The organism is Nostoc sp. UHCC 0252 (genome assembly GCF_034931145.1).
GTDB lineage: Bacteria > Cyanobacteriota > Cyanobacteriia > Cyanobacteriales > Nostocaceae > Nostoc.
The window spans coordinates 22,746-38,987 of record NZ_JAYGHE010000069.1; the positions used below are offsets into that span (position 1 = coordinate 22,746).

Consider the following 16,242-nt stretch of genomic DNA (forward strand, 5'->3'; position numbering starts at 1 on the left):
ATAAAGGGGAGGGTTAGGTTGGGGTGACGCGGATAGTGATGGGAAGCCAGAGGACTGAACATCACGTTTTGACAAGGGTTTCACGTTAAGTTGACACGTATGTACCGTGCCCCTAGATGTCAACTTAAGTTCAAACGCTTATCCCATAGCCGTTTTACCCCCCTTAATCCCCCCGATATATTGCGGGAAAAAGAAATCTAGTTTCCTCCCTTAATAAGGGGAGGGTTAGGGTGGGGTGAGGCGGTGAGCGATGGGAAGCCAGAGAACTCAATATCACGTCTTGACAAGCGTTTCACGTTAAGTTCCCAATGGGCAGTGCCGTGCCCTTACGGGTGTACCTCGCGTAAACGAAAACCGCTATATTTTGGCGAAAACATTTAAGTTCCCACGATTACTGGTATTTTTGGCCATTTACCGGACTACCCAATAGCTACATCAACTTACAGGTTAACAATAGATTAAATGTAGCTTAAGCTTGAAGGTCAAGTATGTGTCTTCCGAATTATTTTTACCAATAAATTTTGATGATAATGATTATCAAAAAATGGTACTATACAAAATTTTTACTTTACTTAGATTTACTGCCCCATATATCTATATAATAAATCACTGCGATCTGATAAAATTTTCAACAAGCAGGATAACTGCTTGTTATCTTTTTCTTGAACCCACCGATTTAGAGTCTTTTTTGGGAAAGGAAAATAAAAAATGTCTCATTTATTGTGGAAAACTCTGGTACTCAGCCCAGTAGTTTTGGGAGTGACGGTGTTAGTTTCCGCTAAGGCTATGGCTACTGGAGTAGCAGCCTCTTCTGAAGATACAAAGATAAAAACTGCTCAGGCAGAAGCGCCAAAAGCTTCTGAGGCTGCAAAATTCATCGAAACCCAATCAAAAGTTAATCAGCTATTTATTGCCCAAAATACTGATAACAATCAGGTTTTAGAAGAAGTTAAGCGCTACAGCAGTGAGGGTAAGAATCAAAATTCACTGTCTCAAGTCACATCAGTTTCTCAGTTTTCTGATGTCCAGCCGACTGACTGGGCATTCCAAGCTTTGCAATCGCTGGTTGAACGTTACGGTTGTATTGCTGGATACCCCAACTCTACTTATCGTGGCAACCGGGCACTGACTCGTTATGAGTTTGCCGCAGGTTTAAATGCTTGTTTAGATCGGGTTAATGAACTGATTGCTACTGCAACTGCTGACTTGGTGACAAAACAGGATTTGGCAACCCTCCAGCGTTTGCAAGAAGAATTTTCGGCAGAACTAGCAACTCTGCGTGGTCGAGTCGATGCTGTAGAAGCACGGACTGCTGAACTGGAAGCTAATCAGTTTTCTACTACCACAAAATTGGTGGGTGAAGCTATTTTTGCCGTTACTGATATTTTTGGCGGCAACACTGGCGATGCGAACAATACTGTATTCCAAGATAGGGTACGTTTAGACCTGCAAACCAGCTTTACTGGTAAAGACGTTTTACACACCCGTCTTGCAGCTGGTAATGCACTAGCCTTTAGTCAAATTGATAATGGTGGTGCTGTTATCGATACTGCTGAAGGCACACAAACTTTTCAAGTAGGTAGTACTACTAACAACAGTGTCATTATAGACTGGCTAGCATATTACGTACCCATAGGCCCAGCCCAAGCTTACTTTGCGGCCACCGGAGGTATTCATAGCGATTATGTAGCCACTAACAACCCTTATTTTGAGGACTTTGATGGTGGTAATGGGGCTTTGTCTACCTTTGCTTCTGAAAGTCCTATCTATCGTATTGGTGGTGGTGCCGGTGCAGCCCTGACTTTACCCTTTGGTAGCGGGGGCAGTTTTTTCAAACCAAGTTCACTGACTGTAGGCTACTTGGCATCAAACGCTAATAATCCTGGAGTAAATCAAGGTTTACTTGAAGGAAACTATGCAGCTCTTGGACAGTTGAACTTTAGTGTTGGCGATCGCTTGGCGATCGCTGCTACCTACGTTCATGGTTATCATGGTGCCGGAGGCGGTAATTTATTTGATGCAGGTGGTGGTTTAGCTGGCACTAATCGCGTCGTAGGTACTGGTCAATCTAACACCCTAACAGCCCTAGACGGATCTTCCAGTAATTCTTATGGAATATCGGCAGCCCTTAGACCTAGCGATAAACTGTCAATTAGTGGCTTCGTTTCTTACCACGATGTCACAGGCTTCGGTGCTGATGATGATTATGAAGCTTGGAGCTACGGTATTGGGGTAGCCTTGCCTGACTTCGGTAAACAAGGTAACGTTTTAGGTATTTTTGCTGGTGCAGAGCCTTATGCCTTTAACCGACCAGGTTTTACTGGTAATGATGTACCTTACCACATCGAAGGTTTTTACAAGTATCGCGTGTCAGATAACATCTCAATTACCCCTGGTGTCATCTGGTTGACCTCTCCTGGTCAAAGCAGCGCTAACGACGATGCAATTATCGGTACGCTGAGAACAACTTTCACCTTCTAACTGTTGACAGCAATTGGCTGTAGAAAGGATAGATGTCATTGGTATCCTACTTCAGCTAAAACCACTTTAAAACATAGTTTCCAGGCAAAGGCTGGAAACTATATTCTTGATTAATGCTGCAAATTAGGAAGGCGGAGCCTTAATTAGGTATTCTTGAAGAAGAAGTAAGAATTCAGAAGTCAGAATCAATCAGTCGGGGATTCAGACCGGCGCAGGAATTGTTGCACCACCAAATCTACGATTTGGTGGTGGTCTTAAACCTGGTTATTCATCCGCCACTCGCACAGAAAACATTGCTGAATTCTGACTCCTGACTCCTGAATTCTATTCGATAAATTTGATATCCTTAATAATTATTGATGTTGCTCTTTTGACCGTTACTAACCATACCTAATGCATTCATCCGAGAAAATTTTAGATGATCTAAAGTTTGCTGTATCATTGACGAGTCTGTTTTGTCGATCTTTACCACTAGCAATATGCCATCAGTATAGGGTGCTAGTAGACTAGTATCAGCTAGCCCCAAAATAGCGGGAGAGTCATAAATCACCAAGTCAAAAGCGTTATGGAAATCTATCATTAGTTGCTTCATCTTTTCAGACGAGAGCAGCTTTGTGGGATCAGATGGTACGGGCCCAGAAGTTATTACAGATAACTGATTCATCGAGGGTAATTGCCGGATTACCTCACTTGTTGGCAGGTTTGCCGAGATTAAATTGCTTAATCCCCATAAGTTATTTAAACCTGATAAGGTGTGAATCTTGGGTTGGCGTAAATCAGCATCTACAAGCAGTACTCTTTGTCCCATACCTGTAGCTACCTGAGCTAAATGGAAGGCAATAGTAGACTTACCATCACCAGGCATCGCTGAACTAATAATGATTGAAGCAATAGGGCGCTCAGAACTCAGGAATTGGACATTTGTATAAAGCACCCGCAAAGCTTCTAAAAATTTTGCTGAATAATTGCTATGGACTTGATGTGCTAACCCAGGAACGCCTTTAAGAATGGGATTTAGTATTCTGGTTATGGAGAGTTTTCGCGTGGGGATATGGTCTTGAATACTCTCGACTTGCTTTTCGAATGGTATATTTCCTAACAACGGGAGTTTAACCTTCCCTTTGAGTACCTCAACGCTATGGTAAGTATTGTCAAGCTTTTCCAGCAGTAGAGCAACACCGATTCCTAACGCTATACTTGCAATCAATCCTGGTATTAAATAACGTTTAATACTCGAATCAGAGATAGGGAGTTTCGGTTTACTAGGTGCCTCAAGTAACTGCCAACCAAGTTCTGCTTGAGATATCTGAATTTGGAGATTTTCACGAGTAGAGAGAAAGCGATTCAGGCTCTCGGTTGTCACCTGTAATTTTCGCTGTAATTCAGTATATTGTCGTGCTAATATTGGCCATTGTTTGCGCTGGAGTTCAATTTTCTCTTCTACTTTAGCAAGTTCTTGGCTTTGCACTTCTAGAGTTTGAAGTTGAGTCGTTACTTCTGCAATTTTTGTACCCAGAAATCGTTCCTCTTCATTCTTTAGCAAAGGCAAGAGGCTTGCCCGTTTCTCTTTTAATGTTTCGATGGTTGGGTTATTATCTTGCAAACGAGTTGACTCTGTAGCAATTTGAACTTCTAGTTGTCGTACTTGATTCAATAACTGCTGATACAAAATAGCATCATTTAGCACTGCCAGCTTGCCATTTTTTTCTTGCAGAAAAGAGAGGTTGGCGCGAACTTGTGCTATTTTTCCATCAATTAATTGTCGTTGCTCCGACAAACTGGTGGTTTGATTAACAACTTGTTCAGACTGCGCTCCTGGGTCAACAAAGTCGTATTTTTGCCGGAACGTTTGCAGTTCTTTCTGAATCTGATCGACTCGATTTTGGATAAATGGCAGTTGCCTTTCAACAAACTGAATCCCTTGCCGTAACTGCGTTTGCCGCTTTTCCTCGCTGTAATTTTGATAATTCTTAGAAATTAGGTTGAGTACAAATTCAATTTGATTTGGATCTTGGCTTCGATAACGAACTTCTATAATCTTGGTCTCAGCAAACCGAGAAATCGTTATGTTTTTGATCAGCGTATCATAGGTAATGTCTGGATACTTAGCTTGCAACTGCTTTACAATCTTTCCCATTAATTCAGGACTTTTGAGAACCTGAATTTGACTTTCGTAATCTAGACCAGACTTGCCTACGTTAGGGTCTTTGACAATATCCACTACTTTGGTATCATCATTTACTGGTTCGACTAAGAGGCGAAAATTACCTTCATATACTGGTGGCTCCCGGTTTAGGATCAAGCTAACAAAAACAACTGTCGTTAGAGTAATAGTTACCCCTGCAATCACTAGCGCTCGTCGGCGCACGACACTCAGAAGTTGTGAAAAACTCCAATCATTCTCTTCGCTTTCATATATGGGGAAAGGCTGAGGCTGAAGAAATGGCGGTACAGAGTTATTATTCTGGTTATAACTTGGGGATTGAGAAGAATGATTCTCCATCTATTTAATAATATAATACGTATTAATTTAGCTACAGAAATGTGGCCGCAGGCTTTGGTAATACTACGTAAGCAAGTAACTACATAGAGGTTTATTATTAACCATGAAAGTGGAAAGCTTGTTAGTACAACACTTCATTAATGGGAGGTGGAAATCAAAATTTTGATAATCTGTGGATCTCGATTCATCTCTTAAGTTAATTTTAACTCTCTGTTGTGCTTAAGCGTACTTAGGTGTAACTCTTAAAGTTATATACTTTTCAGATTCTAACTGATTAACTGGTAATAATAACATCTTTGTTTTAAAGTATACATTTTTTTAGTTTCAATCATAGCTTAAGACAAAATTAATCTCCAATAGTGTCAAAGTGTGACTTGGATACAAATAGATCAATCTCTTAATATCAATCTAGTAACACTGTAAGTGTGACTAACTATACTTAATAAATTTACAAATTTTCAGATATAAATATTCATGTATTAAAGAAAGTAATAGTTTTACAATATTGACAAATTAGACACTAAGTACAGCGTTGAAACCTATAAAAAGACAGGTCTGCGAGACGCTTTGCTAATGACGGAGACTAATCACTGGGGCTAGAAAGACGGATAATTTGAGTCATCTCGAATTTAGGATTTAGATAATTTAACTTAATGCATAAGCCCTAAACGACTACTTTTATGAAGTTTCTGTTTATGATATTCTCAAAAGATAAATTTTTGATGAAATATATAGGTATATTTTAAACGTCCTTTTCTCATGGTATTGTTGTAAGTAATTGCATGTAAAAACCAATATTAAATATATCACCATATTTAATATGATTATATGTGATAAATATTGCTTAAACAAATGTGAAATTAAGTAAATGATAAAACCCAAAATTCAATTGACATAATTCGCCAATTCCTCAGCCGACATAAAGCTCATAGCATCTGTTAGTTTTCTTGATACATCTAAGAAAGTTTATTATTAAGTCGGTAAAAGGAACTATTGTAGGGTAATCTACATCTCTACGATTACCGTAGCAACGTTTAAACTGATTCTTTTTGTTGTGTTCCCATCTCCGAAAATTTCGTGTGTACAAAGTCAAATGAGTATCAATCTTTATTAAGCAACTTAGTTACCAGATATATCTGTGAATACAAGTAGGCTTGATGTATACCAATAGATTAATCTTATTAATAACTTTGCCTGGAGCAAATCGACAATATTTGTTAATTCAGGTAAGTCAATGTGTGTAATTATTAATGGCTTGAGCGGTTCAGTAGTGTCTTTAAAAGGATTTCTACAGTAGGTATAGGTATAACTAATGAGACTTAATGAATGGATTAATCAAAAACTTTTACAATCCATTTCTACTCGGTTAGATGTTAAGGATGACTATTCTGTAAAAACTCAGCAATCTGTCAAATTGTCTGTAATCACCCAATTTTTCCCGCCAGACTATGCTCCTACGGGACAGTTGATTGATGAACTGGTGAAGCAGCTAGAGCAGCAAGGAGTAGATATTGAGGTTTTTACAAGTCAGCCAGGATATGCATTTGACTCTCAAACTGCTGCTTTAGCAGTTGAACGTATTGGTGGAATCCGAATTCAACGATCGCGCACAGCCCAACTTTGGCCGGGAAGAATTCGTGGTAAGGCTGTTAATGGTGTCTTATACACCTTGCGGGCTTTACTATATATGCTCCGAGCTTGGCGACGTAGCAATGTATTATTAGTAACTACAGCGCCTCCATTTTTGCCAATCATCGGATATCTGGCTTATTTATTGTTCCGACTTCCCTATGTTTGCATCCTCTACGATCTTTATCCCGATATTGCGATCGCACTGGGAGTAGTCTCCAAGCATAATTGGCTGGCACGGTTATGGCGGGGTATTAACAAACAGGTTTGGCTAAATGCTAAGGGAATTGTGGTTCTTAGTCCAGCCATGAAACAGCAAGTACTAGCAAATTGCCCACAAGTAGCCGATAAGATTTCGGTAATTCACAGTTGGGCAAACCCAGAATTGATTGTGCCAATTGCCAAGCAAGAAAACTGGTTTGCTTGGAAGCATAACTTAGTCAACAAATTTACCGTCCTCTACTCCGGGAATATGGGGCGTTGCCATGATATGGCAACTATGTTGCAAGCTGCTCAACAACTGCAAGACGAGCCAGTTCAGTTTGTCTGTATTGGTGGTGGAGCGAAACGGGATGAATTGATTCAAGAAGTGAATGAATTAGGACTGAAAAATTTTACATTTCTGCCCTATCAAGACAAGCAGGTGCTGCCCTATTCTTTAACAGCTTGCGATCTGTCACTAGTGAGTGTGGATTCATCAACCGAGAGTTTAGTCGTTCCGAGCAAGCTTTACTCAGCTTTAGCATCAGGAAGACCGATAGCGGTGATTTGTTCGCAGTATTCATACCTGAGACAACTGGTTGCCGAAGCCAACTGCGGTAGTACCTTTGAGAATGGAGATAGTAATTCTCTCGCTCAATTTATTCGCTTACTCAGCCGCGATCAGCAACTGGGAGAGCGGATGGGCAAGTCAGGTCGTCAGTATTTGCGATCGCATTTCACACCAAAGATTATCTCTCAGCAATACTTGGATGTTTTGCAGCAAGCAATACTACCTGATACTGCGATCGCCATGTCTCAAAGCCATACAAAATAGTTCTTTGAGAGATTTAAGTACACTCTCAAATACTACAGCTACAAAAAATTCTCCCTTGCCCTTTCCTCCCGGCTTTACCAGTGAAATGGTACTAGCGGGGCCAGTTCTACATCCAGGTATTTATCGGAAGTATTTGCCATTATCTTTTGAGTCTGGCAGTACTTTCTCAATATTTGGAACACAAGAACAATAAGCAAAATAGAAAGTACTGTTTTAGTAGAAAATTTACCTTTTCTTTAAGCGAAATTCACAATTTCCTTAAGAAAAGATGTTGCATATTAAATAATATTTAGCTTCTTGGAGGGTTATGTTTAATGCGTAATTGAAGTAGAAAAACAATTGTCAAAAGCGATCTATAAGAACAGCTAGTAAGTAGACTTATAAACTTTTTATAAGCCTCACTATCATCATGCTTAAGCTATGACAAAAACCATCAAATAAGTTTTGTTTTATGATCCTGATAAGTTGAATTAAGATAATATGAAGTGGTCAAAACTATGTTATGCTTTAAGACAGATTGACAGTAGTAAATAACACTTTCAATAGCATTAGGTAATCTTATTGCCTAACGACAAGGTTAAACTTATTGCGGAATTTCAAAAAATAAATTTTTGATTTTAGAATATTTTTCAATCTGGTTAGTTTAATTAAATAAAACTTAGCTTTTAACTTTAGGAGATGAGCTTCGATGGTCTTTTTGATCTCAGTTCCTCCAACGAAACCTTCCGAATTTCACTGTTTATTTACTGAAGTGGGAGGTCGAATTGCAGAGAAGGTGTGACCGAAATCGGAAACGTTCAAAACGACGGGATATCTATTGTCCCAATCATGGCTGTTACCTGGAAAGCAGGAGTCAAAAATATCAATTGTTTGCCGACCAAGCAGGACAGTTGCAGCAACGGGGCATGAGCCGCCGAAGTGCATTGATGCTGGTAGCAAGTCAAACCACAGTTAGTATAGGGGGAGAATGGTTGGAGGCTTTTTGGTGTGACCAATGCCAGCAAACAAAGTGGTATCACGTTTGCAAGTCAAACGAACGCACCTATAAAGTTTCTCTAGCGCCACAAGAGCTTTGGCAGCAAGTAACAGGAGTAATCAATCCTGAAGGAAATCCTTCTGTGGGAGAATTTACTCGAAAGCAGGCAAAGATGCTTAACTATCACAACATCAAAGATTTTCAATTTGTCAATTAATGCTTAAAAGCAGTTGTCTTTAATCAATATTATGAGTAGTAAAGAAATTACTTCAAAGCCAGAGTTGGTAATTGAAGCTGGACGTAGTGAAGAGCAGTATTGGAAAGACCTGTGGCGCTATCGAGAACTATTTTATTTTTTAGCTTGGCGTGACATTCTAGTGCGCTACAAACAAACAGTAATTGGTATGCTCTGGGCACTAATTCGACCATTTTTGACGATGATCGTATTCAGCGTCATCTTCGGAAACTTGGCGAAATTACCTTCAGAGGGAACAGCACCCTATCCAATACTGGTATTTGCTGCCTTGCTACCCTGGCAGTTTTTTTCCAGTTCCCTCAGTGAGTGTAGCAATAGTCTAATTAATAATGCCAACTTGATTTCTAAAGTATACTTTCCCCGCTTAATTGTGCCTGCGAGTTCAGTGATTGTTAGCTTTGTAGACTTTCTAGTTTCTGGGATAATTCTCTTAGGACTTATGGCTTGGTATGATTTTGTTCCTAATTGGCGGATATTATTATTACCCTTATTTATAGGCATTGCCTTTACTGCTTCATTAGGAGTAGGGCTGTGGTTAGCAGCTTTGAATGTGGAATATCGAGATTTCCGCTATATTGTGCCATTCATTGTGCAGTTTGGTCTATATATATCGCCCGTCGGTTTTAGTAGCAGCGTTGTGCCAGAACAATGGCGTTTACTTTACTATTTAAATCCAATGGTGGGCGTTATTGATGGCTTTCGCTGGGCAATTTTAGGAGGAGAGTCCAAACTTTATTGGGCTGGATTCACACTATCTCTAGGACTAGTTGCTCTGTTACTAGTAAGTGGCATTTGGTACTTCCGCAAAATGGAACGGACATTTGCTGACGTAATTTAGTAAGGAAGTGTGCAGATGTCTGAGAATATGATTAGTGTTGAGAATTTAAGCAAAAAATATATTATCGCTCACCAGCAAGAGCAAGGAAGTCGCTACAAAGCACTGAGGGATGTAATTGCTGATGGTGCTACATCTTTTGCCAAGTCATTTCTCAAACCTCGGGGCAAAAAAATGCCCAACCAAAATCGGGAGGAATTTTGGGCATTAAAAAATATTTCCTTTGAGATTAAACAAGGTGAAGCCATTGGTGTTATTGGACGCAATGGAGCCGGTAAATCTACCCTGTTAAAAGTTCTGAGTCGGATTACCGAACCGACAACGGGACGTATCTCCATTAAAGGGCGGGTAGCAAGTTTATTAGAAGTGGGGACGGGATTTCACCCAGAACTGACGGGGCGCGAGAACATTTATCTCAACGGTTCCGTTCTGGGGATGAGTAGAGTCGAAATTAAAAAGAAATTCGATGAAATAGTTGCCTTTGCTGAGGTTGAAAAGTTTTTAGATACGCCAGTAAAGCGCTACTCATCAGGAATGTACGTCCGGCTTGCTTTTTCCGTTGCAGCCCATTTAGAGCCAGAAATTTTAATTGTCGATGAAGTTCTAGCTGTAGGTGATTCGGCATTTCAGAAGAAATGCTTGGGAAAAATGGGTGATGTAGCCACCAAAGAAGGACGAACAGTTTTATTCGTCAGTCATAGTATGCAAGCTGTTAATCAACTTACCAAACGTTGCATACTGCTTTCTAAAGGTAACATTCAGTTTGATGGTCATACTGGCAAAGCAGTACAGTTATATCTGGCTGGGCAGAAAGATGAATCTGTATTGCCGGGATATTACCAAGCTCCTGTCAACAAAACTGGCAATCATGTAGCTTGGGTAAAGGCACACACTTCTGAGGAAGAAGGAATTCACTGTTGGGGAGAACCAATTAGCTTTGAGTTTGCCTTGCACATAGAGAAGCCTCATGAAAGTCTGTGGTTTTCGTTTCAAATAGTAAGTGCGCTGCAACAGCCTATTAGTATTTTTTGGTCTTTGTCTGATGCGCCTTTTCGCCATCAGCCAGGAACTCATATTTTGCGATGTGAAATACCTAAATTGCGACTTTATATGGGTTCATATACCCTAACAACATGGCTTTCTGAGCGACGTAGCGAAACCCTATTAGAAAATCTCAAAGAGATTTGTCAGTTTGAAGTCAGTATGCACAATTTCGAGCGTCTAGATTACCCCTGGGAAGCTGATGAGTGTACTTATTTAGAAGATGCTATTTGGCATGTATAAAAGCATTAATTTTAAGGCAGATTAAATAATGGCTGTAAATGATGATGTCAAGTTAGGCAAAAACGTGAAGATTTTTCATCCTCATCTCGTGAACCTCTACGGTTGCGTTATTGGTGATGACACAAAAATTGGTACATTTGTGGAGGTTCAGAAAGATGTGACGATCGGAAGCCGGTGTAAAATTTCATCCCACAGTTTTCTGTGTGAAGGAGTTGTGTTAGAAGATGAAGTGTTTGTTGGTCATGGAGTCATGTTCACTAATGACCTTTATCCTCGTGCAACCAATGAAGATGGCAGTTTAAAAACTGACGATGATTGGTATACAGTCAAGACTTTAGTGAAGCGCTGTGCATCTATTGGTAGTAATGCTACCATCCTGCCAGGTGTAACTATTGGTGAAAAAGCAATCGTCGGTTCTGGAGCAGCAGTAACTCACGATGTTCCTGACTATGCAATTGTAGTTGGAGTCCCTGCTCGTGTGATTGGGGATGTGCGCGATGGGCTACGTTCCAACATAGGCGAGGCGATCGCCAAAATTTAGAAATATCAGCTAGCAGTTTGCGAAAACCTGAAGTTTTGTACGCAATCTATAAATAGATATTGAGTAACTTCTTGGTGGACTCTGAAGCTTTGCAAAGATAAAAGTAATTTGCAATTCATTCAGAAACTACAATCACCTTTTAGTGGCAGTAGTTGATAGCGCATAAAAAATAAATTTTGATTAGTTAAAAACAATGGCAAATATCATTAATATCGGTGTCATCGGCTATGGCTATTGGGGTCCAAATCTGGTAAGAAATTTTGTAGAAATGCCAGGAGTTGAGGTTAAAACAGTCAGTGATTTTAACCCACAACTACTAGCAAAGGTACAAGCTCGTTATCCGACAATTCAAGTTACAAAAGATTGTCGAGACATATTTACAGATCCCAAAATCGACGCTGTAGCGATCGCCACACCAGTTTCAAGTCACTTTGAATTAGCTTTAGCTGCATTGCAAGCTGGTAAGCATGTGCTGGTAGAGAAGCCAATGACAACTACCTCCGAGCAAGCACTGCGGCTGATTGAAGAAGCAGAAAAACGCAACCTAGTCTTAATGGTCGATCACACCTTTGTGTATACGGGTGCTGTCCGCAAAATGCACGATTTGATCGCCACTAATTCCTTGGGTGATATTTACTACTACGATTCTGTCCGCGTCAACCTGGGACTTTTTCAGCATGATGTCAATGTCATCTGGGATTTGGCAGTCCACGACCTTTCAATCATGAGCTACCTACTGCCATCCAAACCTTATGCTGTCTCGGCTACAGGCATCAGCCATGTTCCGGGAGAACCAGAAAATATTGCCTACTTGACCTTATTCTTTGAAAAAAATCTCATTGCTCACATCAATGTCAATTGGTTAGCACCAGTAAAAATCCGTCGCACATTGATTGGTGGTAGTCAACGGATGATTGTTTACGATGACTTAGAACCAAGCGAGAAAGTCAAGATTTACGACAAGGGGATTACAGTCAACGGCAACTCCGAAAGCGTGTACCAAATGATGATTGGTTATCGCACAGGGGATATGTACTCACCCAAGTTAGATATGACAGAGGCATTGAAAACAGAGGGATTGCACTTCATTAATTGTATTGAACAAGGCGATCGCCCAATTACTGATGGAGAAGCAGGACTGCGGGTAGTCAGAATTCTCGAAGCCGCCACCCAGTCTCTGAAGCAACAAGGCCGATTAATTGAACTGAATGTGGCAGAGGTAGCAGCATGATTCCATTTGTAGACCTAAAAACTCAATACCTGAGTATTAAAGACGAAATTGATACTGCCGTCTTGAAAGTACTTGCAAGTACGCAATTTATCTTGGGGGATGAAGTCAAAGCTTTAGAAACAGAGTTTGCCGCTTATTGCAATGCAGATTATGGCATCGCTGTCAATACAGGTACTAGCGCCCTCCATCTAGCATTACTAGCAGCTGGCATCGGTGCTGGTGACGAAGTGATTACCGTGCCTTTTACCTTTGTTGCCACCACAGCAGCAATTTGTTATACCGGAGCCACACCCGTTTTTGTAGATGTCGATCCTGTTTCCTACACAATCGATGTTACCCAAATTGAAAAAGCGATAACCGAACGTACCAAAGCTATCCTACCTGTGCATTTGTACGGGCAACCAGCAGACATGGAGCCAATTTTGGATATTGCTCGCCGTCATGGTTTAGTCGTTATAGAAGATGCTGCTCAAGCTCACGGCGCTGAGTACAAAGGGCAACGGGTAGGTAGTATCGGTGACATTGGTTGTTTTAGCTTTTACCCTGGCAAGAATTTAGGGGCTTACGGCGAGGGAGGCATGGCAGTCACCAATAATCCTGAATATGCCCATACTATGGGAATGCTGCGCGACTGGGGTCAAGAACGCAGGTATCACCATGTACTGAAAGGTTACAACTATAGGATGGATGGTATTCAGGGAGCAATTTTACGGGTAAAGTTACGCTACATCGAAGACTGGACAGAAGCGAGAAGAACACACGCAGCCCAGTATGACCAACTTTTGGTAGAATCTGGTGTAGGTATACCTGCTGTAATGCCTTATAGCAGCCGTCATGTTTACCATGTCTACGCCGTGCGAACTTCCCAACGGGAATGGCTACAGCAACAGATCAATGAACAGGGAATTCAAACAGGCATTCACTACCCGATCCCAGTCCATTTGCAAACAGCTTATTCCGATTTAGGTTATCAATGCGGTGATTTTCCCCACTCAGAATTAGTGGCTAAGGAAGTCCTTTCCTTACCTATGTATGCCGAACTCACATCTGCACAAGTGAGCAAAGTTGCCCAAACCCTCCACAACATTCTCCAGGGAGTGGCTGCTTAATGAGCGATACCCGTCCTGGTTTAAACCCCCATCGCCTCGTCTCCTTGATGAGTCAGGCTGTTGAGCGGTGCAATTTGCAATTACAAAATGCGATCGTTCTCACAGAAGCCGCTACGGGAGCCTATGCAGTTACACCTGTGGTAGCAGCGATCGCTGGAGCCAAAAAGGTCTTTGCCCTCACCCGTACTACTCGTTATGGTACTGTAGAGCAAGTAAAGATCCTGACACAGCAACTAGCGGATATTGCTGGGGTAAGCGATCGCATTGAATTCATTACCGAAAAAACTCAAGATATTGTTGTTCAAGCAGATATCATTACCAACAGTGGACACATCCGCCCCATTAATGCAGAGACGATTGGCTGGATGCAACCGAATGCTGTTATTGGCTTAATGTATGAAGCTTGGGAGTTTAGACCAGAAGACGTGGATTTGCTCGCCTGTCGCCTCAAAGGTATCCAAGTAGCAGGTGTAAATGAACGTCATCCAGCAGTTGACGTTTTTTCCTTTTTGGGAATCATGGCAGTCAAACTGTTGCTCGATGCAGGGATATCCGTTTATACCAGCAATATTTTGTTGCTGTGCGACAATCCATTTCGCAGCTTTATTGAACGGGGTTTAATCCAAGCAGGCGCAACAGTAGATACAGTCAACAGTATCGTTGAAGCATCCACAGATAAAAACTATGATGCCATTCTCGTGGCTTTACAACCACGACTAGAGCCAATCATGGCAGAAAAAGATGCTGCGGCGATCGCCAAGTATTGGCCAGGTACACTGGTAGCTCAATACTGGGGTGACATCGAGCGATCGGCTTTTGCTGCTCAGAATATACCTGTATGTCCAGAAGTTGAGCCAAAATCAGGACACATGGGCATTTTACCATCAGCAGTAGGGCCAGAACCAATCGTGCGTCTGCAAACAGGCGGACTCAAAGCTGCGGAAGTAATTTGGCGGCAATCCTTCCAGCCTCAAGAATCAGGGCTGGAATTTGTGCAACTCCTGTAAGGAAGTAGTCAATGGTGAATGTACTGCTTATTGGTATAGGCCCAACCACCTTAAGTGCCTTGGAATCTTTAATGTCCAAGTGCCATGTCCAAGGAGTGGTGCGTAATGCCGACATAGATGATCCTGTAGTTAATTTGGCTAGACAAGCAAATATACCAATATTTCCAGATACCTCGCAAAAAGAAATTAAGTCACTCATTCTCAAACTTCAGCCAGATTGCGTAGTAGTTTCTTCCTATAATCAAATCCTGCCACCATCACTGATTGAACTGTCTACATTCATCAATGTTCATTATTCTCCTTTACCCCAATATCGAGGTCGGGCCAACGTTAATTGGGCAATTATTAATGATGAACCTTGTGCGGCAATAACTATTCATAAAATATCCCCTGACTTGGATGAGGGGAATATTTTATTTCAGCAACTAATTCCAATTGATTTTGATGATACGGTAGCTGATTTGTATGGCAGATTAAATCAAATTCAGGAGCAAAATTTAGGCGGAACAATTGTTAAGGCCTTTCATGGTTACGAAGGAGTACAGCAAAATAACTCTGAAGCTACTTATGGTTGTACTCGCCTCCCTGAAGACGGTGAGATTAATTGGTTGGCTTCTACTAGAAGTATATATTGTTTAGTGCGGGCATTAGTTGATCCTTTTCCTGGGGCTTATACATATTTTCAAGGGAAGAAACTGCTGATTTGGCAAGCAAAGCCTGTTGACAATCCGTCGGTTTATATAGGGAGAATACCCGGTCGAATTATTGGAAGATCCAAAACAGAAGGTTTTGTTGATATCCTCACTGGCGATGGGGTGCTGAGAATTATTGAAGTTCAAATGTTAGGAGAAGAAAGAACAGCAGCAGCAAATATAATTAAGTCGGTGAAAAGTACTTTAGGTTTACAAACATCTGAGTTATTAACTCGTATTCAAAATCTTGAAGCTCAAATTAGCAAAATAAAAGAAAATGCAAAACAGTAGAGTCTTAATTACAGGTGGTGCCGGACTAGTTGGTTCACATATCGCCGATTTGTTGGTCAAGGAAGGCGTGTCCGAAATTATTATTTTAGATAATTTCACACGGGGGCAACTGAAAAATCTGGAATGGGCAAAAGAGCATGGGCCTTTGGTAATTGTGGAAGGTGATATTAGAGATCAAAAACTTCTAGGCGAAGTCATGCAAGGTGTAGATATAGTCTTTCATCAAGCAGCCATCCGCATTACCCAATGTGCCGAAGAACCACGTTTAGCGTTGGAAGTTTTGGCAGATGGAACTTTCAATGTTTTAGAAGCAGCAGTCAAAGCCAAAGTGAAAAAGGTAGTTGCTGCCTCATCAGCTTCTATATACAGGG

The 16,242-nt window shown here is 41.0% G+C and carries 12 protein-coding genes; 11 read left to right on the forward strand and 1 reads right to left on the reverse strand.

Going from position 1 to position 16,242, the window contains the following annotated elements; translation table 11 throughout:
• The first annotated feature begins 708 nt into the window (after positions 1–708).
• Entirely contained in the window at positions 709–2,481 is a 1,773-nt protein-coding gene (locus tag VB732_RS27965) for an iron uptake porin (RefSeq protein ID WP_323234136.1), read from the forward strand.
• Positions 2,482–2,827: 346 nt separating this feature from the next.
• Here VB732_RS27965 and VB732_RS27970 read toward each other — a convergent pair whose 3' ends face one another.
• On the reverse strand, positions 2,828–4,984 hold the full coding sequence (locus VB732_RS27970) for a polysaccharide biosynthesis tyrosine autokinase (RefSeq protein WP_323234137.1): 2,157 nt from the start codon (positions 4,982–4,984) through the stop codon (positions 2,828–2,830).
• A 1,312-nt stretch (positions 4,985–6,296) separates the two neighbouring features.
• Here VB732_RS27970 and VB732_RS27975 point away from each other — a divergent pair.
• From VB732_RS27975 to VB732_RS28020, 10 genes are all read left to right on the forward strand, one after another.
• Positions 6,297–7,649 (forward strand): glycosyltransferase family 4 protein, encoded by a 1,353-nt coding sequence (locus tag VB732_RS27975; protein WP_323234138.1) that lies wholly within the window; start codon positions 6,297–6,299, stop codon positions 7,647–7,649.
• Positions 7,650–8,413: 764 nt separating this feature from the next.
• Positions 8,414–8,842, forward strand: a complete 429-nt coding sequence (locus tag VB732_RS27980) for a hypothetical protein (protein ID WP_323234139.1) — start codon at positions 8,414–8,416, stop codon at positions 8,840–8,842.
• Positions 8,843–8,873: 31 nt separating this feature from the next.
• Positions 8,874–9,719: an ABC transporter permease gene (locus VB732_RS27985; RefSeq protein ID WP_323234140.1), complete on the forward strand. Its 846-nt coding sequence runs from the start codon at positions 8,874–8,876 to the stop codon at positions 9,717–9,719.
• Positions 9,720–9,734: 15 nt separating this feature from the next.
• Positions 9,735–11,000, forward strand: coding sequence for a polysaccharide ABC transporter ATP-binding protein (locus VB732_RS27990; RefSeq protein WP_323234141.1), 1,266 nt, complete (start codon positions 9,735–9,737; stop codon positions 10,998–11,000).
• Between the two features lie 28 nt (positions 11,001–11,028).
• Positions 11,029–11,541, forward strand: a complete 513-nt coding sequence (locus VB732_RS27995) for an acyltransferase (RefSeq protein ID WP_323234142.1) — start codon at positions 11,029–11,031, stop codon at positions 11,539–11,541.
• A gap of 193 nt (positions 11,542–11,734) precedes the next feature.
• Positions 11,735–12,772, forward strand: a complete 1,038-nt coding sequence (locus VB732_RS28000; RefSeq protein ID WP_323234143.1) for a Gfo/Idh/MocA family oxidoreductase — start codon at positions 11,735–11,737, stop codon at positions 12,770–12,772.
• On the forward strand, positions 12,769–13,881 hold the full coding sequence (locus tag VB732_RS28005; RefSeq protein ID WP_323234144.1) for a DegT/DnrJ/EryC1/StrS family aminotransferase: 1,113 nt from the start codon (positions 12,769–12,771) through the stop codon (positions 13,879–13,881). The genes VB732_RS28000 and VB732_RS28005 overlap by 4 nt, the downstream gene beginning before the upstream one ends.
• The gene (locus VB732_RS28010; protein ID WP_323234145.1) at positions 13,881–14,888 is read left to right on the forward strand and encodes a hypothetical protein; all 1,008 of its coding nucleotides are present in this window, start codon (positions 13,881–13,883) and stop codon (positions 14,886–14,888) included. Before VB732_RS28005 ends, VB732_RS28010 begins: the two co-directional genes overlap by 1 nt.
• An 11-nt stretch (positions 14,889–14,899) precedes the next feature.
• Positions 14,900–15,871, forward strand: a complete 972-nt coding sequence (locus VB732_RS28015) for a methionyl-tRNA formyltransferase (protein ID WP_323234146.1) — start codon at positions 14,900–14,902, stop codon at positions 15,869–15,871.
• Positions 15,858–16,242: NAD-dependent epimerase/dehydratase family protein (locus VB732_RS28020; protein ID WP_323234147.1), on the forward strand; the 385-nt coding region annotated here is incomplete at its 3' end. The genes VB732_RS28015 and VB732_RS28020, both read left to right, overlap by 14 nt.